The organism is Aeromonas sp. ASNIH2, assembly GCF_002934795.1.
GTDB lineage: Bacteria > Pseudomonadota > Gammaproteobacteria > Enterobacterales > Aeromonadaceae > Aeromonas > Aeromonas caviae.
This window is the reverse complement of the sequence record NZ_CP026406.1, coordinates 4,095,689-4,118,861: the sequence shown is the minus strand read 5'-3', so window position 1 is coordinate 4,118,861 and position 23,173 is coordinate 4,095,689. Positions and strand designations below refer to the sequence as shown.

The following is a 23,173-nucleotide window of genomic DNA, read 5'->3' as shown; positions in this document are numbered from 1 at the left end:
TCATATGTTGAAGTTGTTGTTATCCCTGATGTTGGCCGCCCTGCTGCTGGGGACCGCCTCGGCCCGGGAGATGGGCGCCGCCATGATTGCCTATGACGAGGGGAGCGCCCCGCGCCTCGTCACCGCCAACCAGAGTGCTGGCTCGGTCACCCTGCTTGAGCGCGATAGCGGCAAGCGACTCAAAGAGGCACAACTGAGGGGCGATCTGCGCCAGCTGGCCCGCGCAGACGACGGCACCCTGCTGGTCACCGATTACAGCGGCGATCGCCTGCTGCTCTTGGAGGATGATCTCACCCTGGACAAGGCGATCCCCACCGGCCATAGACCCTATGGCGTCATCTTCGATCCCAAGCGTCAGTGGTTCTGGGTCACGCTGTTCGAGGGAGGGCGCCTTCAGGCTTATGACAGGGCGGGCAACCTCCAGTTGGATGCAAAAACCGCCGAGACTCCCCGCGGGCTGGCACTGACCGACGACGATCGCCTGCTGCTCACCCACGCCATGACAGGCCAGCTCGCCATCTATGATCTTGCCAAGCTTGAGAAGGACGCTAAGGGGGCTACTCTGCCCAAGCCCAAGCTCATCACCCTGGCGGAAGCCCACAGCGATACCCCGAGCGACTCCCAGGGATTGCCGCGCCTGCTGGACGGCATCGCCCTCTCCCCCGATGGCAGCGAAGCCTGGCTGCCCCACGTGCTCTGGAGTTTCGACCACCCTTTCCAGTTTCAGAGCACCGTCTTCCCGGCCGTCTCCATCATCGATCTCGATGAAGAGAAGGAGCGGGTCGATGAAAGAAAACAGCTCTTCTTGCAGATCAACCTGCCCAGCGTCGGCAACCGCAGCCAGATCGTCTCCAACCCGTTCGCGGCGCGCTTCGCCGCCGATGGCAAGCGGGTCTATCTGACCCTGGCGGGTTCCGAAGACTTGCTGGTGTTCGACCTGTCGCGCAGCGGCAAGCAGAACAACAACCGCCACCGCCGCAAGAAGTTTCAGGGGGGCGCCAAGGCGACCCAGCTATTGCGTCACCTGCCGGGCCAGAATCCGCGCGATCTGCTGATCGATGGCGACCACATCCTGGTCCACAACGTCATGGGGCAGGATCTCACCCGTCTCAATAGCGGCGGCAGCGGCCCGTTTGCCCGGGTCACCGTCGATGTGCCCCACTTCGCCAAACTGGTAGAGACCGATCCCCGCCCCGCAGCCCTCAAGCGCGGTGAACGATTGTTCAACCTGGGTAATACCGCCGCCAACAGCCGCTTCCCCATGGCGGGAGACAACTGGATGAGCTGCAACTCCTGCCATCTGGACGGGTTCAATTTCACCAACCGCTATCTGATGGCGGCCCATCGCCAGCAGAGCGGCGACAACGCCATCAACGGCCACGCCAACCTCGCCAACATGGTGGCGGGGGACGTTATCGGCGAATACCTGCGCATGACCCAGCAGACCCAGGGCGGCATGGGCCATGACACCCGCGATGGGGCCGAAGCGGTTGACCCCGCGAGGCCCCAGCCCGAGGTGCAGGCGATGATGGAGGATCTGCACGCTTTCGTGACCAGTGACGGCAACCTCCCCTATCTGGCCAACTGGCTCAGGCTCGATGCCCCGCGCAGGGATCCTGCCAAGGCGCCGACCACCCACCCGAAAGAGTGGCTCAACTCCGCCTCCTGCCAGAACTGCCACCAACAGGCGTTCCAGGACTGGAGCGAGAGCAACCACCGGCTGATGGGCAACTCTCACCCCTACTACAAGGTGGTGCAGGCGCTGGCCCGCGAAACCGAAGGGGAGGCCTTCGGCCAGTGGTGCCAGGGCTGCCACATGCCCCAGCAGGTGATGAACGGCCAGACTGATCTGCCCAAGGGCTCTCACATGTTCGAGCAGGGTGGGGCTTCGCTCATTGCGGCCCACCAGAAAGGCGAGCCCGTGGTGGAAGAAGGCACCGGCTGCGTGCTCTGCCATCGCATCACCCGGCTCGAGGATGCAGGCGGCAACAGCGCCTTTACGGTCAATTTGAAAGACCGCGAGAGCTATGTGTTCGAGGATGCCCCGGGGGGCAGCCTCCAGCACTGGCTGGCAGAGCGGCAGATCAACGCCCGCCCCGCCATGCACAAGGCCTCCTACCAGAAGGATTTCTACCGGGACGCGGCCCTGTGCAAGTCGTGCCACAACGAGTTTGCCCCGGGCACCGGCGCCAATATCGTCAACACCTGGGATGAGTGGAAAAAATCCAGCTTCGCCAAAGCCGAAGATCCTGCCAAACGGCGCACCTGCATCGACTGCCACATGAATCCGGAGCCGGGCAACGGCGGCGCGCCGGTGGCGGGCCAGTCCACCGAAAACGGCACCGTGAAAGAACGGCTCTATCGCCACAACTTTACCGGCGCCCAGCATCAGCTGGTGGGGCTGAGAAGTGCAACCCTTGAGCAGGAGAGCCTGGCGCTCTTGCGCTCCAGCGCAACCCTCTCGGCCCGCATTGAAAACCAGAGTGGCCAGCCCGCGCTGGTAGTGAGAGTCGCCAATACCGGCGCCGGCCACGCCCTGCCCACCGGGGTCGCCGATTTCCGTGAACTCTGGCTGGAGCTGACCGTCACCGACGCCAGCGGCAAGCGGGTGCTTGAAAGCGGCCAGCCGGTGAACGGCGCCGTCCCTGAGGATGCGCGGCTATTTAGAAAAGTGTTTGGCGATGCCGAAGGCAAGCCGGTGGGGCTCAAGTTCTGGCGCTACGCCAAGCTCCTTGAAGACACCCGCATCCCGGCCGATGGCTGGCGCGATGAAGTCTGGCCGCTGCCCGCTGATGCCCAGGGGCCCTTCAAGGCCGATATCAGACTCAATTTCCGCACCTACCCCAAGTGGGTCAATGATGCGGTGCGCGCCGCCGAGCCGAGCTTGCCGGAGCCACCCATAGTGCAACTCAATCGGCTGCAACTGACCCTGCAGCCCCTCCCCGTCACGCCCGATACGGAGCCTCAATCCTGATGTTCGCAAGTTTTCTCATTACCCTGCGCGAGGGGCTGGAAGCCTTCCTGCTGGTCGGCATCTGCCTCTCCTACCTCGCCAAGCTGGGGGCGAGCCGCTACAACAAGTTCATCTATCTGGGGGTGGGCCTCGGTCTTGTCGCCTCCCTTGTCGTCGCCTTCCTGTTCCAGGTGGTGGTGAGCCAGTTCGAGAGCGAACGTTACAACCACCTCTTGATGGCGGGGATCCTGATCTTCGCCACCTTGGTGCTCACTTATATGGCTATCTGGATGCAAAAACAGGCCAAATCCCAGGTGGGGGCCATGACGGCGCGCATTGATGCCGCCATCGACGGTGGCAACCTGTTTGGTCTGGTGCTGCTCGCCTTCCTTGCGGTGATGCGCGAAGGCTTTGAAACCGTGCTCTTCTTCTCGGCCCTGGTCTACTCCGGGCAAGGGGTGGATCTGCACCAGGGGCTGATGGGGGCGCTGGCGGGGCTGCTGGTCTCTGTGGTGCTGGTGTGGGGGCTGCTGCGCTCCACCCGCAAGGTGGCGCTGGCCCCCTTCTTCCGCTGGACCGGCCTGCTTATCATCATCATCGCCGCAGGCTTGCTCTCGTCCGCCGTCAACATGTTGCAGGCAGCGGACGTCATCACCTTCTGGACAACGCCGGTCTTCAACATCAGCCACATCCTCGACGATCAGGGGGTATTCGGCACCTTCCTGCGCGCCCTGTTTGGCTACAATGCCTCACCGGCCGGCCTGCAGTTGCTGACCTGGGCCGGCTACCTCATGATCTTTGTCACCCTCTGGCATCGCAGCTATCGCCCCCAGGGGAGCGCCGCCCCGACCAGGGGCTGAGCCCGGGATAACACTCTGTTCGGGAGCCGCGCACAGGCGGGCTCCCCCAGCTATCACGCCGTTTCGGAACACTCATGAACGACAACAACAAGAAGCACATTGCGGTGCTGGGCGCCGGCCCTGCCGGTCTGATGGCCGCCTGGCGCCTGCGCCAGGCCGGTTTTGCGGTCACCCTGTTCGAGCAGGAGCCGGTCGTCGGCGGCATGTGCGCCACCCAGACCTTCAAGGGGCGTGACGGCGAGTATCGCTTCGACTACGGCGGCCACCGCTTCATCACCAAGAACCCCGAGCTGCTCGCCTTTATCGACGAGCTGATGGGGGACGACCTGCTCCACGCCGAGCGAAAGAGCGTCATCCGCTTTGGCGGGCGTACCTATGACTACCCCTTGAACCTGCCCAACCTGCTCAAGACGGCGCCGCTGGCCCTGATGGCCGGGGCGGTGAAGGATCTGCTGCTGTTGCCCTTTGCCAAGAAGCCCACCGATTTTGCCAAGGCGAGCTTTGCCGAGTGGATCCAGAGCCACTTCGGTCGCACCCTCTACCGCCAGTTCTTCGAGGGCTACACCGGCAAGTTGTGGGGCATCAACCCGGACAAGCTCTCCGCCGACTGGGCTGGCCAGCGCATCAGCCTGATCGATCTCAAAGACGTGGCGCGCCGCCTGTTGCCAAGGCGCAACGGCAGCATGTCGGTGCGCACCTATGCCCGCAAATATCGTTATCCAAAGTACGGCTTTGGCCAGATCTTCACCACCCTGGGGGAGCGGTTGGTGGCCGAAGGGGCCCTGCTCAAGACCGGCGCCACCATCACCCGTCTCGAGCAGGCTGATGGCCGCATTGAACGGGTGTATTGGAAACAAGATGACGTTGAACAGAGCGAGCGCTTTGATCAGGTGATCTCCACCCTGCCGCTGCCGCTCACCTGCCAGCATCTGGGCTTGCCGTGCGATCTCCACTACCGGTCGCTTCGCTTCGTCAATATGCCCCTCAAACAGGAGAACCTGTCGGACAACACCTGGCAGTACCTCTCCGACCCCCATATTCTGGCGACCCGTCTGCAGGAGCCCCGCCGGCGCAGCCCCTTTATGGCGCCTCGGGGGCAAACATCCGTGATGCTGGAGATCCCCTGCAACCCGGGGGATGCCACCTGGCAGGCACCGCTCTCTGATCTGCGCGGTCGGGTCACCGCCGATCTCGCCAGCCTCGGCGTCGATACAGCCAAGCTCGGCGATGAGACATTCGAAGCGCGCAGTGAATACGCCTATCCGCTGATGGATCTGGGTTATCAGGTGCGCCGCAACGAAGCCATCAAGGCGCTGATGCCGATCACCAACCTCATCATGACCGGCCGTCAGGGGACATTCCGCTACATCTTCACCGACACCGCCATGGAGATGGGGATGATGGCCGCAGACATGGTGATCGACGGGGTGGACAGACGTCACGCCATCTTCAATCATCGCAACGAAAATACCGTCATTGAAACCCAGAGCGTGGCCTGATGACCGCGCCATTGGCATAACCTCTTGGCAAATGTAAGGAGAACAGGATGACCATCCGCCCGGGTTTACTTGCCCTCACCCTGCTGCTTTCCCTGAGCGGTCAGGCGCAGGCTTACTCCTACGCCGCCGCCGGCAAGGAGCCGCTGATCGATGCCCGCGAGGCACTGCTGGGCGCCGCCACTGACGGCAAGGATGCCAGTGCCACCTTGAGCGAGATTGCCGAGGAGCTGACCTATCTGGAACAGCACCACAAGGTCGAGCTGCAAGCACCGCTCGCGGCCGCCATCAAGGCCAAAGACGCCGCAGCTACCGCCGCCCTGCTCAACCGGGCCTACAAGGCGGAGATCGAGCGCCGCCTCGAGGGGGCCAGCCAGAACCTTGGCGACTACCAGACCGCCAAGGTGCTGGTGGTCAAGAGCAAGCGCTTCTTGGATTTGATCCTCCCCTCCCTGAATGAAGGAGATCGCAAGGCCGCCGAACAGGCTCTGGCCAAGGTGCTGGATGCCATCGGCAACCCGGGAGTGTTCGGCGTGGGTGCCAAACCTGCCGATGCCGCTGCCTTTGGCGATGCCGAAAAAGCGCTGATGACCGTGCTGGCGCCGCTTTGATGACCTCTCATCGATGACGACGGCCCCCCTCATCCCCACCCCTTCTCCCGCAAGGGGAGAAGGGGGGCGTCGCCACGGCCGATTACGCTTCGCTAATCGACCCTACTTGCTTGCCCTGCTGCAACTGGCCTGGCTTGGCTGGCTGCTGACCTTCCCCGTGGCGCTCGATTCCGACGATGCCCTCAACTTTGCCCACGGGGTGGTGCGCTTCAGCGTGCTGGAGTTCTCCCCCCACTTTCCGGGCTACCCCGCCTTTATCTGGCTGGCGCGGCTGATCAATCTGGCGGTGGACGAGCCGGCCCGCGCGGTGCAGTGGGCCAGCCTCTTGGGGAGCAGCTTGCTGGCGCCGCTCGCCGCCTTCCTCGCGGCCAGATTGTGGCAGCGGCCCAGCCTGCTGGCGCCTGTCTGGCTGTTGGTATTGGCCCTGCCGCTCACCCCGACGCTCGCCCTCTCCGGCCTGTCCGACGGGCCGGCGCTGGCCGCCTGGCTGGGCGCGCTCCTGGCTTTGCAACAGCGCAAGATAGCGCTGGCGGGTCTGCTGTTGGGCCTCATGCTGGCGCTGCGCCCCTCCTACTTCGTGCTGGCCCTGCTGCCCCTTTGGCTGGGGATGGCGCAGCAGGGCACGCGCGTCAGGTTTGTGCTCCCCATCGCGCTGGTGGGGCTAGCCTGCCTGCTGTTTGTCTGGCAGGCCGATGGCTGGGCCTATTTCAGCGAGGGGCGGCGCTTTACCGACGGCCACTTTACCCTCTGGGGCAACACGGCGGCGGCCCACGGGGATCGACTGCTGAGCTGGGCGAATACCTTCAACGATCAGCTCACCCCGCTCTGGCCCCTGTTGATGGGAGCCTTGCTGATACTGCCACTCTGGCAACGGTCAAAAGATCACAATGCGACCCCCTCCGTGCTCTGGACGCTCTACTGGCTCGCCCTGCTGCTCTGGACCCTGTTTGGCCAGAATCCGGACAATCCCCGTCATCTGGCGCCCATCACCCTGCTCGGCCTCGTGCTGCTGGCAGGCTGGCTGCCACGCCGAGGAGTTGGGCTGGTCGCGTTGGCCGGATTGCTGCTGCTCGCGGTGACCTTCACCCCACCCCGCCCATCCGCCATGGTGCAGGCGGCCAGAGTCGCCGAAAAAAACTGCCCGGCGCTGGTGACCCAGTGGGGAGTGAGGCTGCTTAGGGAAACCACAACCCTGCCCGTCACCGACGGCTGGTACCGGGGGGATGCCGCCCTTGCGCTCACCCAGGGGGCCTGCCGCCTCAGCCGCCGCCCCCTGGGGGCAGAGGCGCTACCAGGCCCTTATGACACCCTCTGGTTTTCCCCCCGCTTTCACGCCGAACCCGGCCTCTGGCTCGCCCTGCCCCGCTGAACCGGGCGCTTGCGAGGGCATCGCACGACTCGTCTACACTCACAGCCGGGTCTGTCAGGAACCAGTGCAATGGAAAGAAACACGAGCGGAACCGGGGAGGGGATCCGGGTCGCGCTGGCCCTGTTGCTGGCCTGCGCCCTGCTGATGCTGCCGCTCTGGTGGCAGGGGGGCAGCCAGGGACACGATCTGTTTCATCACCTGCTCTCCGGCCACTACTTTGCCCGCCAGCTCTGGCAGGGGGAACTCTATCCCCGCTGGCTGATGGCCATGAACGGCGGCTTCGGCAGCCCCACCTTCTTCTTCTATCCCCCGCTCCCCTACTACGTCAGCGCCCTCTTTGCCGGGCCCGGTGCCCACCCCCAGCAGGCCATCTACCCTTTGCTTGGCAGCGCCACCCTGGCCCTGCTGCTCTCCGGGGTGTTTGCCTATCTGTGGCTGCGTGCCACCGCGCCCCCTGGCCGGGCCCTGGCCGCCAGCCTGCTCTATCTGGCGCTGCCCTATCATGTCGCCATAGATCTCTATGCCCGCTTCGCCCTGGCGGAGTTCTGGGCCTTCGCCTGGGCTCCCCTTATCCTGCTGGGGCAGGATCTCGCCCACCGCGAACGACCTCAAGGGTTGCCCCTGCTGATCCTGGGGCTGGCGCTGCTGGCCTTCTCCCACCTCCCCAGCCTCTTGCTCATGATGGGGCTGGTCACCTTGCGCGCCTTCTGGTTCGCCAGACGCACCCGCACTCTGACGCCCTGCTGGCAAGCCCTCGTCGCCCAGGGTGTGGGGCTTTGCATGGCAGCCGCCCTGCTGCTGCCCGCCCTGGCGGATCAGGGGGCCATCTCCATGGAGCTGATGCGTGGCGGCATGTTCGACTACAGGCGCAACTTTCTCGACCGCCTGCCCAGCGCCTGGGAGGACTGGCGTTTTCGCGGTCACCTGGCGTGGCAAAGCATGCTGACCCTGGCCCTGCTGCTCATCGCCTGGGCCGCCGCCCGGGAGCCGCGCCACCCCGAGCTGCTGTGCTGGGGGGCGATCGGCGTCGTCGCCTTCCTGATGATGCTGCCCCCGAGCCAGCCTCTCTGGAGCCTGCTTCCCCCCTTGCAGCGGGTGCAGTTTCCCTGGCGGCTCAACCTGGTGCTCGCCCTTGCCACGGTCGCCGTGGTGGCGCTCGGCACCCAGCCCCATCGTCTCTGGCAGGGGCTCTGGTGGGGAGTATTTCTGCTGACCCTCCTCTCCACCCTGGCCTATGTGCGTCACGCCCCCCTCACCCAGGCCCCCGAACGGGAGGCCATGGCATTCGAGTTCGACAGCAAGCGCAGTGCCCGGGAATACAGGCCAAGGCAGGTGCCGGGGGGCATGTTCGCCCCGACCCTGCTCGCCTGGAAGGAGGAGTTCCAGCCGCCCGTCAGCGCCGAACCGCCAGGCGCAAGCTGGACCCTGACCCGCTGGCAACCCCGCGCCCTGGCGCTGGAGATCAAGGCCCGGGTGCCGACCCGGCTGGTCCTGCACCAATACCATTACCCCGGCTGGGAGGCCCGCCTCGACGGGCACCTGACGCTGACGGTGAGCGCCAATCGCCAGGGGTTGATGCAACTCTGGGTTCCGGCGGGCCACCACAGCCTCACCCTGACCCTGGCGGTACGCTGGCCGGAGCGCACCGGCAATGCCCTCTCCCTGCTCGGATGGCTTGCCTGGCTCTGGCTGCTCTGGCACCGCACCCGACAAAAGGGCATCGGGCAGGATGCACCTGATCGCGCCCGCCAAAACTGATAGACTCAACACCTGCCTCTTAACCCGGCCCAGCCCACGACTCGGATACCCTATGCCCCAAGCCAGCTCCCTCTCCCCCCGTTTCCTCTTCATCCTGCTCGGCGCCCTGGCGGGCCTGACTCCCCTCGCGGTGGACATGTATCTGCCCGCCATTCCCGCCATCGCCCGGGATCTGGCTACCAGCATCGACGGCGCCCAGCTCACCATCAGCGCCTTCCTGGGGGGCTTTGCCATCGGCCAGCTCTTTTACGGGCCGCTCGCCGACAGCTTCGGCAGAAAGCCGGTGATCCTGGCGGGCCTGACGATGTTTGCCGTGGCCTCCGTGGGCTGCGCCATGGCGGACTCCCTGCCTGAGCTCCTCGCCTGGCGCATGTTGCAGGCCGCAGGGGGCGCCGCGGGTTCCGTGGTGGTCAACGCCCTGCTGCGCGACCTGTTCGAGAAGGATGCGTTTTCCCGCGCCATGTCCTTCGTCATCCTGGTGATGACCCTCGCCCCCCTGGTGGCCCCCGTGGTGGGGGGGTACATCAGTGCTCACAGCGACTGGCGGGTCATCTTCTGGCTGCTGGTGGCCATCAGCCTGCTCATCTGCCTGGTGATGCAGTGGAAGATTGAGGAAACCCTCAAACCCGAGCACAAGCAGCCCCTGCGACTCGGGCAGGTGCTTCGCAACTACTGGGGGGTGCTCTCCCACCGTGGTGCCATGGGCTATGTGCTGTGCGGCGCCCTGTCGAGCTCCGGCATGTTCGCCTTCCTGAGCGCCTCCCCCTATGTCTACATCGAGTATTTCAAGGTGCCGACCGAGCACTACGGCTGGCTCTTTGGTCTCAATATCCTGCTGATGATGGTGGTCACCTTCGCCAACAGCCGGCTGGTGAAAGGGGTGGGTGCCGAACGCATGCTGCGATACGGCCTGACCGTGCTGCCGCTCGCCGGGGCCCTGCTCATCTACAACGCCTGGAGCCAGACCGGGGGCCTGTGGGGCATCGTCATCCCCGTCGTGCTCTTCGTCGGCCACATCAGCCTGGTGGGGGCCAACGCCATGACCGGCCTGATGGGCCACTTCCCCCAGTCCGCAGGCACCGCCTCGGCGCTGGCGGGTACCCTGCGCTTTGGCCTTGGGGCCCTGGTGGGGGTCCTGGTCAACCTCAATCCCCCTGAATCGCCGCTCCCCATGGCCATCGCCATCGCCGGCTGCGGCCTGGGGTCGGCCCTCAGTTACTGGCTGCTGAGCGGCAAGCGCGTCCCCTGATGCCCTGCAATGAAAAAGCCCTGTCCATGGACAGGGCTTTTTGCATCGGGGCGCAGGCCTCAGTCATCTGCCTGCAACCCGCTGCGCGCCAGGATCTCGCTCTCCAGCCCATCCAGGCTTAGCTGGTTCTTCTTGCGCCAGTAGGCCTCTATCCCCTCCTGCCCCTGGCGTGCCGACCAGTTGGCGAGATCCTCCCTGTCTCCCTGATAGTCAAACAGGGGCACCGACATGCCGCACGACGTCTGGACCCGTTCAATGTCCAGCAGGAAGATCTGGCGAGCCGCGACACTTGGGGGGAACAGCGCCAGCAACGACGGCCACTGCGGATCAGTGCGGTGCAGCACCCGTGCCTGGCCATAGGCCCGCAGAATAAGCGGCGCCCCCTCGAAGGCGCAGAACATCACCGTCATGCGCGGCTGTTGCAGCACCTGGGCTGCGGACTCGTTGCCGCTGCCGGTCAGGTTGAGCCAGGCCAGGGTGTGGGCATCGAGGACGCGCAGCGAATCCCCGCCCTTGGGGGAGAGATTGACCGATCCCTTCGCGGCTGCCGTACCGACGAAGAAGATCTTCTGCCCCTCGATAAAGGTGACATGGCGCGGCGAAAGCGCCTCGAACAGTTGTCCCATCTTGCCTCTCCCTGGTGCCTGGAACCGGATTCCCTAAAACAGGGCGCTGTTGAGCCACAGGTGCGCCCCTATGCCGACCATATAGCCAAGCAAAATGGCAGGCAACCACTTGAGGTGCCCGACGAAGGTATACATGCCCCTGGCCTGCCCCATCAGAGCCACTCCGGCGGCGGAGCCGACCGAAAGCAGACTGCCCCCCACCCCGGTGGTCAATGTCACCAGCAGCCACTGCCCCGTGCTCATCTGCGGCTCCATGGAGAGCACGGCGAACATCACCGGAATGTTGTCGATAAGGGCGGAGAGCAGGCCGATGGCGACGTTGGCCAGGGTCGGATCGCCACCGTCATAGAGGAAATGGGAGGCAAGCGCCAGATACCCCATAAACCCGAGGCCCGACGCACATCACCACCCCGTAGAAGAAGAGCAGGGTGTCCCACTCCGCCTTGGCAATCTTGTTGAACACATCGAACGGCACCACCGAGCCCAGACGCAGCAGCCTGGCCTCGTCCCCGGTGCGCTCATACAGCGCCCGTGCCCGGGCCAGGGTGACGGGCTGGGTCTTTCGCAGATAGAAACTGAAAAATTGCAGGTAGCCCAGCCCCATCATCATGCCGAGCACGGGGGGCAACCCCAGGAAGTGATGACAGGCGACGGCGGTCACTATGGTGAGCACAAAGAGCAGCACGATGGCAACGGCGCCGCGCCTTGGCACCACCATCTCGCCCGGCATGGCGGGCACCAGACGGGGCACCATCAGGCTCATCAGGGTGGCCGGCACCAGGAAGTTGAGCAGGGCGGGGATGAAGAGCAGCAAGAACTGCTGGAACGGCACCTTGCCCGCCTGCCACACCATCAGGGTGGTGATGTCGCCAAAGGGGCTGAAGGCGCCGCCCGCATTGGCCGCCACGACGATGTTGATGCAGGCCAGGTTGATGAAGCGGCGCTCCCCGTTGGCCACGTTGAGTACCACTGAGCACATCAGCAGCGCCGTGGTGAGGTTGTCCACCACGGGTGAGATGAAAAAGGCGAGAAAACCGGTGAGCCAGAAGAGCGTACGCAGGCTGAATCCCGCCTGCACCAGGCGTACCCGCAGCACGGCGAACAGCAGCCTGTCCTCCATGGCGTTCACATAGGTCATGGCCACCAGCAAGAAGAGCATCAGCTCGGCATACTCCAGCAGGTTGTGGCGAAACCCGGCCTGAACCAGCTCGCTGTGCCCCTGCCCCGTATAGACCAGGCCGATGGCTATCCAGATGATGCCGGCGGCCACCAGCACCGGCTTGGATTTTCGCAGCTTCAGGTACTCCTCGGCCATCACCAGGGCATAAGCCAGGGCGAAGATGGCGAGGGCAAAGAGCCCGACCCCGCTGTGGGTCAGATCGAGGGGGCCGTTGCCCGCAGCGGCGGGGGCACTGAGCAGGGCCGCCCCGGGCACGAGGCGAAGGAGTCCAGACATGGCGGCATCTCCTGGCAGGCGTCTGGCATTGAGGCTAGCAGCGCAAAGGGAGGCCGCCTCTTTGTCATCCTGATGAGCGGCCCGCCGCGGGCTCTCAGGCAAACATGAGCGAGGCCCGTTGCCGGGCCCCGTCATCAGGAGGTCTTCTTGCCAAAACCCGATTGCTTGAGGGTGTAGCCTGCGCTGTTTTGCCAGGCATCCAGCCCGCTTCGGTTGTTGCCCGCCACCAGGCTCGCGGCCAGGCTCGGGCTGTTGAAGAGCTGATCGGCGGTAAAGATGAAGCCCCCTTCGGGGTGGGGAACGAGCACCCCCTTGCCCAGCAGCTCCTGGCGCAGCTCGATCACCGCCTCGCGCAGGGAGGCCGCATCCTCGCCGTTGGCGGTGGAGCCCGCCTGGACCATGAAACCGGGGTTTTGCCGCTTGCCCACCGGATAACCATGGGCCTCTGCCCCCTTGCCGTTGAAGTGGTAGAGCTCTCGCTCCCCCGGCTTGTTGTCGGAGAGGGCCTTTTGCAGGGTCATCAGCTCGTTGTAGATATCGATGGGGACCACGGCAGCCTGCTTGACGCCCTTGCTGTCGACGATAAAACTGACTTGCTTGTGTAACATCCTTGCTCATCCTGTGACCCATGGAAGACCCTATTCTAACCACCTCAGGCGAGCGGGATCCAGCGAGGATCCCCATCCCTTTTGCAGGCGCGATCACTAACTGGCATAGTGACGGACATTGTGAAAGCCATTGACCATCAAACGGTTATCCCATGCTTAGCCTGCGCAACCTCAGTAAACGCTTCGCCAACGGCGGCGAGACGCTCCCCCTGTTCGAGGGGCTGGATCTCGCCCTCACCCCGGGGGAAACCTGCCTGCTGCTGGGGCAAAGCGGCTGTGGCAAGTCCACCCTGCTCAACCTCATCGCCGGTCTCATCGCCCCGGACGAGGGGGAGATCTGGCTGGAAGAGACCCGTCTCGACACCCTGCCGACAGACGAGCGGGCCCGGCTTCGCGGGCGCCATTTCGGCATCGTCTATCAGGATTTCAACCTGCTGCCGACCCTGACCGTGGCCGAGAACCTCGCTCTGCCCCTTCAGATAAACAACCTGCCCCAGGACGATGGGCGCCTCGATGCCCTGCTCGTGCGCCTTGGCATGGGCCACAAGCGCCACGCCTGGCCGGAGCAGCTCTCCGGCGGCCAGCGCCAGCGGGTGGCGCTGGCCCGTGCCCTCATTCATCAGCCCCGTTGGCTGCTCGCCGACGAACCCACCGGGAGCCTTGATGAACACAACGCCGAGCAGGTGATGGCCCTGATGATGGCGGCGGTGCGCGATACCGGCGCAGGTCTCTTGCTGGTGAGCCACAACCCGGGCTATGGCGACCTGGCGGATCGGGTGCTGCGCCTTGAAGGGGGACAGCTGGTCGAGCTCAAGGGGCGCCGCCATGGCTGACGTCTGCCGGGGGGCCTGCTGATGTTGCCGCTCAAGGCACTGCTGCGCCTTTATCGCTCTCACCCCTGGTTGCTTTTGATGAGCCTGGCAGGGCTCACCCTCGGGGTCACCCTGGTGGTGGCCATCGAGCTCTTGAACCACAGCGCCCGCACCAACTTCGTCGCCGCCCGCAGCCAGCTCGCCGGGGAGGCCAACTACCGCCTGGCCCCCCAGGGTGGCCTGGATGAGCAAGTCTACGTGAGGCTGGTGCGAAGCCAGCCGAACCTCGACGCCATGCCAGAGCTTCACGCCTGGCTCAAGGACGAGCAGGGGCGCAGCTTCCAGTTGCTGGGGATGGATCTCTTCAACCCCGGCCCCCTGCGCCGCCTCTTTGGCGATGCGCCAGACAGCCAACCCGATGTCTCGTTGAATCGCGCCGACAGTGTCTGGCTGGCGGCCCCCGAGGCAAGGCGCCTTGGCTGGCAACCGGGTCAGTCGCGAACCTTTGTGCTGGGGGATGAGGGGCAGCGCCCCCTGACCCTGACCCTTGCGGGCACCTTCGAGCCCGGCGCCGTCCCCATGGAGCGGCTGCTGGTGACCGACATCGGCCTCGCCCAGCCGCTGCTTGGCAAGGAAGGCAGACTGGATCGCATCGTCTTCAAACTCAGTGAGCAAGAGGCCAATACCTTGCAAAGAGCCCTGCAGGCGGCCCTGCAATCCTATGCCCCCCATCAGCCCCTCTGGCTTGAGCCCATCAGCCCGGCGCTCGATGCCAGCCAGCTCGGGGATGCGCTGGCGCTGAACCTCACCGCCCTCTCCCTGCTCGCCATGGCGGTGGGATTGTTTTTGGTGTTCAACGCCCAGCGCTTCGTGCAGAGCGTGCGCCGCCCCCTGCTCGCCCAGCTCATCATCCTCGGGATGCCGCCGCGCCGGGTGCTTGGCTGGCTCATGCTGGAGCTTGTGATCCTCGCCAGCATCGGCACCCTGCTCGGGCTGCTGCTGGGGAGCCTGCTGGCCCTCGCCCTGATGGGGCAGCTCACCCAGGCGCTGGCCGATCTTTATGGCCCCAACCCCATCGACCTGCTGCGCCTCTCCCCGACGAGCCTTGGCAAGGCGCTGGTGATTGGCCTTCTGGGGATGCTTGCCGCCAACCTGCCCGGCTGGTGGCAACTGCTGCGCCAATCCCCCCTTGCGCTGCGAGAGGGCAACAGTCGCCCACCGGCTCACCCCTGGCAACGCCGGGGCCTTGCCATCGCCATCCTGCTGCTGTGCGCCCTGTGTCTATGGCGGCCAGAAACCGGCCTTGGCGGCGCCCTCTTCGTGGCCGGAGGCTGGCTGCTCGCCATGGCCCTCCTGCTGCCCGATGCCCTTCGCTCCTTGCTGGGGCGGCTGCGTGCACGCGGCCCCCTCACCGCCCGGCTCGGGGTGGCAGAAACCCTCTATCACCTGGATCGCACCGCCATCGCGGTGATGGCGCTGCAACTGGCCATCGCCGCAGCCATCGGCATCGGGGTCATGGTGTCGAGCTTTCGCTCGAGCGTGGAGATCTGGCTCGGCCAGCGTCTGGCCGCCGATCTCTACGTCACCGCCCCCAAAGGGGTGGCAGGCAGCAGGGGCGCCCTCGGCGAGCAGACCCTCAACACCATCCTCGCCTCGCCGGACGTGCGCGCCGCCTCCCGCCGCGCCGTGCTCCCCGCCCGCTGGCAGGGGCAGCCCATCGAGTGGGCGCAGATGGACTTTATTCCCGAGCTCAAAGCCGCCTATCCCCTGCTGGCCGGGCGCTGGCCCGCCGCTCCCGACGAGGTGCTGGCGAGCGAACCGCTGACGGTTCGCCTCGGGGTCAGGGTGGGCCAGCGCCTCGAGGTAACCAGCGAGGGGGGGCCGAGGGCTTTCACCGTCACCGGCGTCTATCAGGATTACGGCAGCGACAAGGGGCAGATACTGCATGCCTTCGAAGGGGGCAAGGTGCAATCCCTTGCCCTCTTCAGCCCGGACCCCGAGCACCTTGGCGACAGGCTCAGGAGCCAGTTTGGCGAGCAGGTGAACCTGTTGCCCGCCCCCGCCATCCACGCCGCCGCCCTCAGGGTGTTCGATCAGACCTTTGTGGTGACCGAGCTATTGAAGTTGCTCATTCTGGGGATCGCCTTCGTCGGCATCGGCTCGGCCTTTATGGTGCTGGGGCTGGCCCGGCGCGGCGAGTTGCAGACCCTGCAAAGCCTTGGCCTGAGCCCCCGCCACTGCCGCCGGCTGCTGGTGTGGCAAGGGGCGGGATTGGGACTGCTCACCGCATTGTTGGCCCTGCCGGTGGGCTATGGCCTTGCCTGGGTGCTGATTGAGGTGGTCAACCCCCGCGCCTTTGGCTGGCGGCTGGCCTTCGAGGCCGCCCCCCTGCACGCCGTCACGGCGCTTCTGCTGGCGCCGGTGTGCGGGGCGCTGGCCTCCTGGTACGCCGCAAGGAGAGTGGTATGACATATCGGTTGGCGCACTGGCTCAGCCATGGCTTGACGTCCCCATTGACCAGATCTCTGTCACCGCACTTGATTCAGCGCAGAGAAGCGCACAGAGCTGCCGCGAACCATCCCCTCTCCCTTCGGGAGAGGGCCAGGGTGAGGGGAATCTTGTCCTCTTTACGGACCCTGTGGCTTGCAGCCCGCTTGATCCCGCTTATTGCCATAAGCGGCCACGCGCAGGCCAGCGCTCTGGGGGCCATCCTGGGTGGCGGCAACGATCACTTCAAAAAGGCCCAGCCGGGTCAATCCATCAACCTGCCCGCGGATCACGCTGCCCACCCCGACTACCGCTCCGAGTGGTGGTATCTCACCGGCAACCTCAAAGACGAGCAGGGGCGCGGCTACGGCATGCAGTGGACCCTGTTTCGCCAAGGCATTGAACAGGAGCTCACCTCGGAGAACCCCTGGCTCACCCCCCAGCTCTGGCTTGCCCAGTTCGCCATCACGGATGTGAGCAAAGGCAGCCACCAGCAGGACGAGCGCACCAGCCGCCAGGGGCCAGGGCTCGCCGGTGCCAGCGGCGGTGAGTATTGGCTGAAAGAGTGGGTGCTTACCTCTCAAGGGGAATCGCTCTTTCCCGCCACCCTCAAGGTGCAGAGCAAGGCGGGGGATCTTGATGTGAAGGTGAGTGCCGCCAAGCCCGCGGTGCTGCAAGGCAAAGCGGGTTACAGCGAGAAGAGCCCGGGCAACGCCTCCTTCTACTACTCCTACCCCCGCCTGACCATCAGCGGCACCCTGACCCTGGATGGGGAGACCCGCAACGTCAGCGGTGAGGGGTGGTTTGATCACGAGTGGAGCAGCTCGGTATTGGCCCAGTGGCAATCGGGCTGGGACTGGTTTTCGCTGCAATTTGACGATGGCCGCGAGCTGATGCTGTTTCGCCTGCGCACCAAATCGGGCCGCGCCCATTCCGAAAACAAGCCCGAGAACCGCTACGGCATCCTGATTGAACGGGACGGCAGCAGCCGGGTGCTGAATCCTGAGCAGATCCGCCTCACCCCCGGCAAGACCTGGCGTGGCCCCAAGGGGCAGCTCTACCCCGTCGAGTGGCAGCTTAAGGCCGCTGATTTGAATCTCGTTATCAAGGCGCGTCAACCCAATCAGGCCATGACGGGACGCTTTGACTACTGGGAGGGGGCTGTGACTGTGGAGGGCGATGCGCAAGGACTCGGCTATCTGGAGATGACGGGGTATTGAGCCGACGACCTGCTACGTCTCTTTGTCATTTTCCCCTCTACTTTTTTATCAGCGGGGTTAAGCCTGCCCCGCTTTACCATATCTGCGTATCCTTTCCATAACGCATTGCACCAAGCCACCTCCCCCTCCTGATTTCTGATCTCCATCAAACTAACGAGTCAATCCCCACTCATGTAAAACGTTTCACTCAACAAGTGGAGTCGCGCTTGATACCCTACTCATCCGGCCCTCGTTGCATCATAGGTCTTGCCATAACAACAAAGTGATAAGAAGGTTTGCACTGAAATCATTAATTAAAATATATGATGCAAAAAAAATAGAGGCATATAAGTTTTCATTTAATATATAAAAGGAAGATATATGAGAGTATCTGAATATTATAAATTAGGAAAGACACAACCTTATCTTGATTTTGTAGACATTAGACTGGATACAGATATCCCTGTTTTTCTAGACCCGACCAGTATAAAAGCATTCCTGATTACCCATGACCCTCAGCCAGCTTCAAGAGCCGATATGGCATCGGAGGGCTTGCCACGACTGCATGCCCCAATTCTACCAACATGCTATTGAGGTCAAAACGATGATTAAACCGGAAGCAGTATTCCGCAAGATGCCTTGGTAAATGCTTCGCTCCGAGCGTATGGCAACTGCCCCGCAGCGAGTTTTTCACATTTCCTATCATCGTGTTTACCCAGTTGAATGCCGGATGATCCAGCCAGTCCAGGTTGCCCCCGGTGACAACTCCCAGGTGCTCACAATTGGCCTCCTTGACCGCTTTGAAACAGGCCAATCCATCGGATATCACCGCGCTACCACTGGCAATATGCCGTTTTGCCCAATCAGCAACGGACTTGGTTTTGAAACCATCGACCACCGTCATCCGCATCTTGATTGGATGTCCTTCCTTGTTCAGGGCCACTGCTGCCACAAACGGCGTCTTGCCTGCCGCGCCCCGACCCCGTTTGCCACCACGGCGCTCGCCACCCCAGTAGACATCATCGAGCTGAATGATGCCGCTGATGGGCTGCTTGTCATCGGACTCTTTCATGGCTTGCAGCAGCTTGTGCTTGAGCATCCAGGCGGTGTCATATTTGACGCCCAACTGGCGCTTTAGCTCCATCGCTGACAAGCCTGTTTTGGTTTGTGACAACAGGTGCATTGCCAGAAACCACTTGGTCAGTGGGAGCTTGGTGTTTGCGAAAATCGTGTTTCCAGTCAATGACATCTGGTGACGGCAGTGATTGCATTGCCACACACGTGGCCGCCTTCTCAGGCGACAACAGGTCTTGTTGGCACATTCAGGGCAGACAAAGCCGTTAGGAAAACGCCAAGTGAACAGCGCGTTTTCGCACTGAGCCTCAGTGCCATAGTCCTTGAGAAACTCAAACAGGCTGTAGCCTTTCTGGAATTGGATTTTGCTTTTGGCCATGATCTCGCACCTCGATAACTGTACGTAAGATCAGTATAGTTCGTGGTAACTGACTGCTAATCATGGGTAATCAGGAAAGCATTAGATTCCACTTGGGGTAATGAATTATCCTCACTTTTACAAAGTTTTTTCGAAACCGTCTTGAATTATATCAAAAATGGCAACCATACCAGTGCCCAAAACCTTCTTTCGTCACTCAATGAACGTAATGAATTTCATCTAGGGTATTCAAAAGGAGAAAGCAGAGGTCATGCTTTCGGAGCACTCTCAGCAAAATCAGTATGGGGGGCACTATCAAAAAGCCAAGCCTCACTAACTGGTTTATTACAAGACTTAGAAGATACATGCCTATTAATTAACCTGATTACCCATGATTAGCAGTCAGTTACCACGAACTATACTGATCTTACGTACAGTTATCGAGGTGCGAGATCATGGCCAAAAGCAAAATCCAATTCCAGAAAGGCTACAGCCTGTTTGAGTTTCTCAAGGACTATGGCACTGAGGCTCAGTGCGAAAACGCGCTGTTCACTTGGCGTTTTCCTAACGGCTTTGTCTGCCCTGAATGTGCCAACAAGACCTGTTGTCGCCTGAGAAGGCGGCCACGTGTGTGGCAATGCAATCACTGCCGTCACCAGATGTCATTGACTGGAAACACGATTTTCGCAAACACCAAGCTCCCACTGACCAAGTGGTTTCTGGCAATGCACCTGTTGTCACAAACCAAAACAGGCTTGTCAGCGATGGAGCTAAAGCGCCAGTTGGGCGTCAAATATGACACCGCCTGGATGCTCAAGCACAAGCTGCTGCAAGCCATGAAAGAGTCCGATGACAAGCAGCCCATCAGCGGCATCATTCAGCTCGATGATGTCTACTGGGGTGGCGAGCGCCGTGGTGGCAAACGGGGTCGGGGCGCGGCAGGCAAGACGCCGTTTGTGGCAGCAGTGGCCCTGAACAAGGAAGGACATCCAATCAAGATGCGGATGACGGTGGTCGATGGTTTCAAAACCAAGTCCGTTGCTGATTGGGCAAAACGGCATATTGCCAGTGGTAGCGCGGTGATATCCGATGGATTGGCCTGTTTCAAAGCGGTCAAGGAGGCCAATTGTGAGCACCTGGGAGTTGTCACCGGGGGCAACCTGGACTGGCTGGATCATCCGGCATTCAACTGGGTAAACACGATGATAGGAAATGTGAAAAACTCGCTGCGGGGCAGTTGCCATACGCTCGGAGCGAAGCATTTACCAAGGCATCTTGCGGAATACTGCTTCCGGTTTAATCATCGTTTTGACCTCAATAGCATGTTGGTAGAATTGGGGCATGCAGTCGTGGCAAGCCCTCCGATGCCATATCGGCTCTTGAAGCTGGCTGAGGGTCATGGGTAATCAGGTTAATTAATGGCATTGGCACAGATATGATATCTGATGCCGTCTGCAATATACTTAGAGGCCCCTTGATTAGATATACTCAGGATATGTGCAGGTATTATGACATACCATTAGTCAATGGCGTTGAGTCAGGCCCAATTTGGAATCCAATAAAGGAAGCTTGGGAAAATAGCTTTGTTAATTTACCAGTTACAGATTATGGGAAAATAATTTTAGTCCCTAAAGTCTTAGTAAGACAAAAAGTTTCTTATAAATATGATGAATATTATAGGCATTATTTGTTACCTGAAATGCAACTGGAAGAATTACGAGCGAGATCATCTCTAGTTGAACTTCTACAAAATGGGTCTGAACGAGTTACTAAAAAAGCTCTGATGGAAAAGTATGGGTCTGACAAGTTAGCTGTTGTTAAAGAGACACTTAAAAGGCCACATATCTTAGAAGAATATCGTGAACAAAAGAAATCCAACCCTCCATTACCATTAACTCATGAAGAGCTATCTGAGGTTGAAGAGTCAGATAAACCTGATTGGGATGTTCTTATTTCTGAGTTACAAGCTATCCCTACTGGAAAACAGTTCGCAACTGATTATGAGAATGTTATAGAAAAAATACTAACATCATTATTATACCCATCACTCTGCTATCCAACAAAACAAAAAAATATACACGATGGGCGAAAACGAATTGATATTACATATTCAAATGAAGCGAAAAATGGCTTTTTCTCTTGGCTATCATTACATTACCCAAGTTCCATGATATTTATCGAATGCAAAAACTACGGGAAAGAAATTGGAAATCCTGAGTTAGATCAGCTGGCTGGTAGGTTTTCACCTAATAGAGGAAAAGTCGGGATATTAACTTGCAGAGAAATTGAGGATGACGGACGTTTACTGTTACGCTGCATTGACACAGCCAAAGATGCTCGTGGCTTTATTATAACATTAGATGACAATGAACTCTTTGAGCTTATTCGAGAGCGGCAAAACAACCCAAGATCAAACGAATACTCGCTACTGAGAAGAAAGTTCAATGCATTAATTGATTAATACTGATGTTTTATGACTTCAACTTGAACATAACGCTACAGGTTCGATTACTCCATATTAATCGAACCTACTCAAGAGAATTTAAAATGGCGATCAGCAAGCTGAATGGAAATTTGCCCCCCTTTATTCATAAGATGTCGTCAGAGTAAAGGGGATTATTAGACTATTCAAGCAATAGGACTCTCTGTAAGCTAGACTATTTTTAAACTCTCAGCTTCTTCAGGCGCTGCGATACATAAAATAGACTTACAGACAAATAATTGATAGCAAGTTCACGACAATAAACTTCAGAAGTTATATGAGGACATTCTCATGGATTTCATAAAAACTGAGCAGCTATTTGAAAGATTGAGCGAGGTTGTAGACCACACTATATATAATGGTGATACAAGAACCAAACTATCCTTAACATTAGCCATTAGCTCGATGCAGTTTTCCTATGCTGTTAGGTTATTATGCTCGCAAGGCTTGATTCTAGGGATTGGCGCAACACTGCGATCTCAATACGAAGCACTAGTAAGGAGCGTTTGGGCTCTGTATTGTGCTACTGATCTACAAGTCGAAAAGCTAGATGCGGTTTTAAATACAGAGTCTCAACAAGCAAGCAAAAACATTCCCACTGTCAATGTGATGCTTGGTGAGCTGGATAATATCCCTCAAATTAAAAACCTGTTGATTTCATTTCATGAATTCAAAGACAGCTCTTGGCTCCCCTTAAATTCTTTCGTTCATTCTGGTATTCATGCTGTTTTTTGGACGAAACACAAGGCACCACCAGAGCTCATCGAACAGTTATTTCGCATAAGTAATGGCTTAAATATTATCGCCTTTCAGGAGATGGGAATACTTACTGGCCGCCAGAATATTCAGAAGGAAATATTTTCAGTGATTGCACATTATTCAGATTGTTTGCCTAAGCCACGATAGTCAAACCAATAAATATGTGCTCAAATCCCACCCACTCCCCCCGGCCGAATATATTCGACCGGGGGGGGATATTTATCTCGCCGCCTGATCCACCAGATAGAGGATGCTGTGATAGGGAATGCCGGCGTGCTGGCTGAGCCCCATTTCACAGATGCGGCCGTATTCCATGGCTACAAGCACGGCAATGGGGAACTCAGACGTCATTAATCCCTCATCTTCTGTTTGTGCCAAAAAGTGAAAGCACAGGTGAACACTCCGGCATGGCTTTACAACCCTCTTTCGCTCTCTGCCTTGATGGCGCCCAGTATCCGGCGCCGGATCAGGCCGCTGACGGGGCGGATCAGATACCAGTAAGGTGCAAACTTGAGGCGGCAGGCCAGATCCGGGCAGAACACCCTTGTCTGGGTGGTCAACCGAGTGGTGCCGTTTGGCTGGCGGCTGGCCGAAAACCCCAGAGCGAGCTTGGCAACGCCTGGCGCCGCAAAGTCCAGATAAGCTTGACTGTCCGCTATGGTCACCAGACCAAAGTCCGGCCGCCAGAACCGGCCGACAAGGCCGTAGAGCAACGTGTTGTCGTCATGGCTGTCGAGCGGCACGAATCTGTGCAGGCCAAAGGGAGGCGGGCTGGCGCTCTGTTGGCGGCCGAGAAGGTACCCAAGGCGCATCGGCACTTCCCGCAAGCCGATCAGGTGGCGAAAGGCCGGATCCGCTTCCGGTCGATAGTTGGCCGCCGCCTGGATGACGGAGCGCGGGTCGGCGGCAATGTCGCGAGCGTGCTCTTCACAGAAGTGATAGGCAGGCAGATAGTGGTTCAGCGGCGTCATCAATCCTTCCTTGCCATCGTTCGTATCAGCATCGGCCCCTTTCAT

18 protein-coding genes and 1 pseudogene are annotated in these 23,173 nt (G+C 60.5%); 13 read left to right on the top strand and 6 right to left on the bottom strand.

Features of this window, described 5'->3' with window-relative positions:
* Positions 1 to 4: 4 nt before the first annotated feature.
* From C3F36_RS19740 to C3F36_RS19710, 7 genes are all read left to right on the top strand, one after another.
* Entirely contained in the window at positions 5 to 2,974 is a 2,970-nt protein-coding gene (locus C3F36_RS19740; protein ID WP_199769623.1) for a YncE family protein, read from the top strand.
* Positions 2,974 to 3,813: an FTR1 family iron permease gene (locus C3F36_RS19735; RefSeq protein WP_039038942.1), complete on the top strand. Its 840-nt coding sequence runs from the start codon at positions 2,974 to 2,976 to the stop codon at positions 3,811 to 3,813. Before C3F36_RS19740 ends, C3F36_RS19735 begins: the two co-directional genes overlap by 1 nt.
* A gap of 74 nt (positions 3,814 to 3,887) precedes the next feature.
* A complete protein-coding gene (locus tag C3F36_RS19730; RefSeq protein ID WP_104455753.1) occupies positions 3,888 to 5,312 on the top strand; it encodes an FAD-dependent oxidoreductase in 1,425 nt (474 codons plus the stop codon).
* A 47-nt stretch (positions 5,313 to 5,359) separates the two neighbouring features.
* Positions 5,360 to 5,920 (top strand): hypothetical protein, encoded by a 561-nt coding sequence (locus C3F36_RS19725; protein WP_104455752.1) that lies wholly within the window; start codon positions 5,360 to 5,362, stop codon positions 5,918 to 5,920.
* A 106-nt stretch (positions 5,921 to 6,026) separates the two neighbouring features.
* Complete coding sequence (locus C3F36_RS19720; RefSeq protein ID WP_104455751.1) at positions 6,027 to 7,289, top strand: hypothetical protein; 1,263 nt, start codon at positions 6,027 to 6,029, stop codon at positions 7,287 to 7,289.
* A gap of 69 nt (positions 7,290 to 7,358) precedes the next feature.
* Positions 7,359 to 9,047 (top strand): 6-pyruvoyl-tetrahydropterin synthase-related protein, encoded by a 1,689-nt coding sequence (locus tag C3F36_RS19715; protein ID WP_104455750.1) that lies wholly within the window; start codon positions 7,359 to 7,361, stop codon positions 9,045 to 9,047.
* A 52-nt stretch (positions 9,048 to 9,099) separates the two neighbouring features.
* Positions 9,100 to 10,296 carry a Bcr/CflA family multidrug efflux MFS transporter gene (locus tag C3F36_RS19710; RefSeq protein ID WP_010674385.1) on the top strand — a complete coding sequence of 399 codons (1,197 nt, stop codon included), beginning with the start codon at positions 9,100 to 9,102 and terminating at the stop codon, positions 10,294 to 10,296.
* A 59-nt stretch (positions 10,297 to 10,355) separates the two neighbouring features.
* Here C3F36_RS19710 and C3F36_RS19705 read toward each other — a convergent pair whose 3' ends face one another.
* From C3F36_RS19705 to C3F36_RS19695, 3 genes and pseudogenes are all read right to left on the bottom strand, one after another.
* On the bottom strand, positions 10,356 to 10,922 hold the full coding sequence (locus tag C3F36_RS19705; RefSeq protein WP_042863680.1) for a pyridoxamine 5'-phosphate oxidase family protein: 567 nt from the start codon (positions 10,920 to 10,922) through the stop codon (positions 10,356 to 10,358).
* 33 nt (positions 10,923 to 10,955) lie between these two features.
* Positions 10,956 to 12,378, bottom strand: a pseudogene (nhaD, locus tag C3F36_RS19700) (sodium:proton antiporter NhaD).
* Between the two features lie 134 nt (positions 12,379 to 12,512).
* Positions 12,513 to 12,986, bottom strand: coding sequence for a DUF4357 domain-containing protein (locus C3F36_RS19695; RefSeq protein WP_010674381.1), 474 nt, complete (start codon positions 12,984 to 12,986; stop codon positions 12,513 to 12,515).
* Between the two features lie 152 nt (positions 12,987 to 13,138).
* Here C3F36_RS19695 and C3F36_RS19690 point away from each other — a divergent pair, with 152 nt between their 5' ends.
* From C3F36_RS19690 to C3F36_RS19680, 3 genes are all read left to right on the top strand, one after another.
* Positions 13,139 to 13,819 (top strand): ABC transporter ATP-binding protein, encoded by a 681-nt coding sequence (locus tag C3F36_RS19690; protein ID WP_104455749.1) that lies wholly within the window; start codon positions 13,139 to 13,141, stop codon positions 13,817 to 13,819.
* A 21-nt stretch (positions 13,820 to 13,840) separates the two neighbouring features.
* Complete coding sequence (locus tag C3F36_RS19685) at positions 13,841 to 16,267, top strand: FtsX-like permease family protein (RefSeq protein ID WP_104455748.1); 2,427 nt, start codon at positions 13,841 to 13,843, stop codon at positions 16,265 to 16,267.
* Positions 16,268 to 16,452: 185 nt separating this feature from the next.
* The gene (locus tag C3F36_RS19680; protein ID WP_199769728.1) at positions 16,453 to 17,505 is read left to right on the top strand and encodes a lipocalin-like domain-containing protein; all 1,053 of its coding nucleotides are present in this window, start codon (positions 16,453 to 16,455) and stop codon (positions 17,503 to 17,505) included.
* Positions 17,506 to 17,986: 481 nt separating this feature from the next.
* Here the strand turns inward: C3F36_RS19680 and C3F36_RS19675 are convergent, their stop codons facing one another.
* Positions 17,987 to 18,937, bottom strand: a complete 951-nt coding sequence (locus C3F36_RS19675) for an IS1595-like element ISKpn3 family transposase (protein WP_043851557.1) — start codon at positions 18,935 to 18,937, stop codon at positions 17,987 to 17,989.
* Positions 18,938 to 19,371: 434 nt separating this feature from the next.
* On the opposite strand from C3F36_RS19675, the gene C3F36_RS19665 reads away from it, so the two are divergent.
* The 3 genes from C3F36_RS19665 (at position 19,372) to C3F36_RS19660 (ending at position 22,304) form a co-directional block, all read left to right on the top strand.
* The gene (locus C3F36_RS19665) at positions 19,372 to 20,322 is read left to right on the top strand and encodes an IS1595-like element ISKpn3 family transposase (RefSeq protein ID WP_043851557.1); all 951 of its coding nucleotides are present in this window, start codon (positions 19,372 to 19,374) and stop codon (positions 20,320 to 20,322) included.
* 29 nt (positions 20,323 to 20,351) lie between these two features.
* Positions 20,352 to 21,377 (top strand): hypothetical protein, encoded by a 1,026-nt coding sequence (locus tag C3F36_RS23390; protein ID WP_158656155.1) that lies wholly within the window; start codon positions 20,352 to 20,354, stop codon positions 21,375 to 21,377.
* Between the two features lie 312 nt (positions 21,378 to 21,689).
* Positions 21,690 to 22,304, top strand: coding sequence for a DUF6988 family protein (locus tag C3F36_RS19660; protein WP_233759674.1), 615 nt, complete (start codon positions 21,690 to 21,692; stop codon positions 22,302 to 22,304).
* A gap of 72 nt (positions 22,305 to 22,376) precedes the next feature.
* On the opposite strand, the gene C3F36_RS24035 is transcribed toward C3F36_RS19660, so the two are convergent.
* Together C3F36_RS24035 and C3F36_RS19655 are read right to left on the bottom strand one after the other, a co-directional pair.
* Positions 22,377 to 22,508 (bottom strand): hypothetical protein, encoded by a 132-nt coding sequence (locus tag C3F36_RS24035; RefSeq protein ID WP_267893431.1) that lies wholly within the window; start codon positions 22,506 to 22,508, stop codon positions 22,377 to 22,379.
* A gap of 62 nt (positions 22,509 to 22,570) precedes the next feature.
* Positions 22,571 to 23,128 (bottom strand): hypothetical protein, encoded by a 558-nt coding sequence (locus C3F36_RS19655; RefSeq protein ID WP_104455746.1) that lies wholly within the window; start codon positions 23,126 to 23,128, stop codon positions 22,571 to 22,573.
* Positions 23,129 to 23,173: the final 45 nt, after the last annotated feature.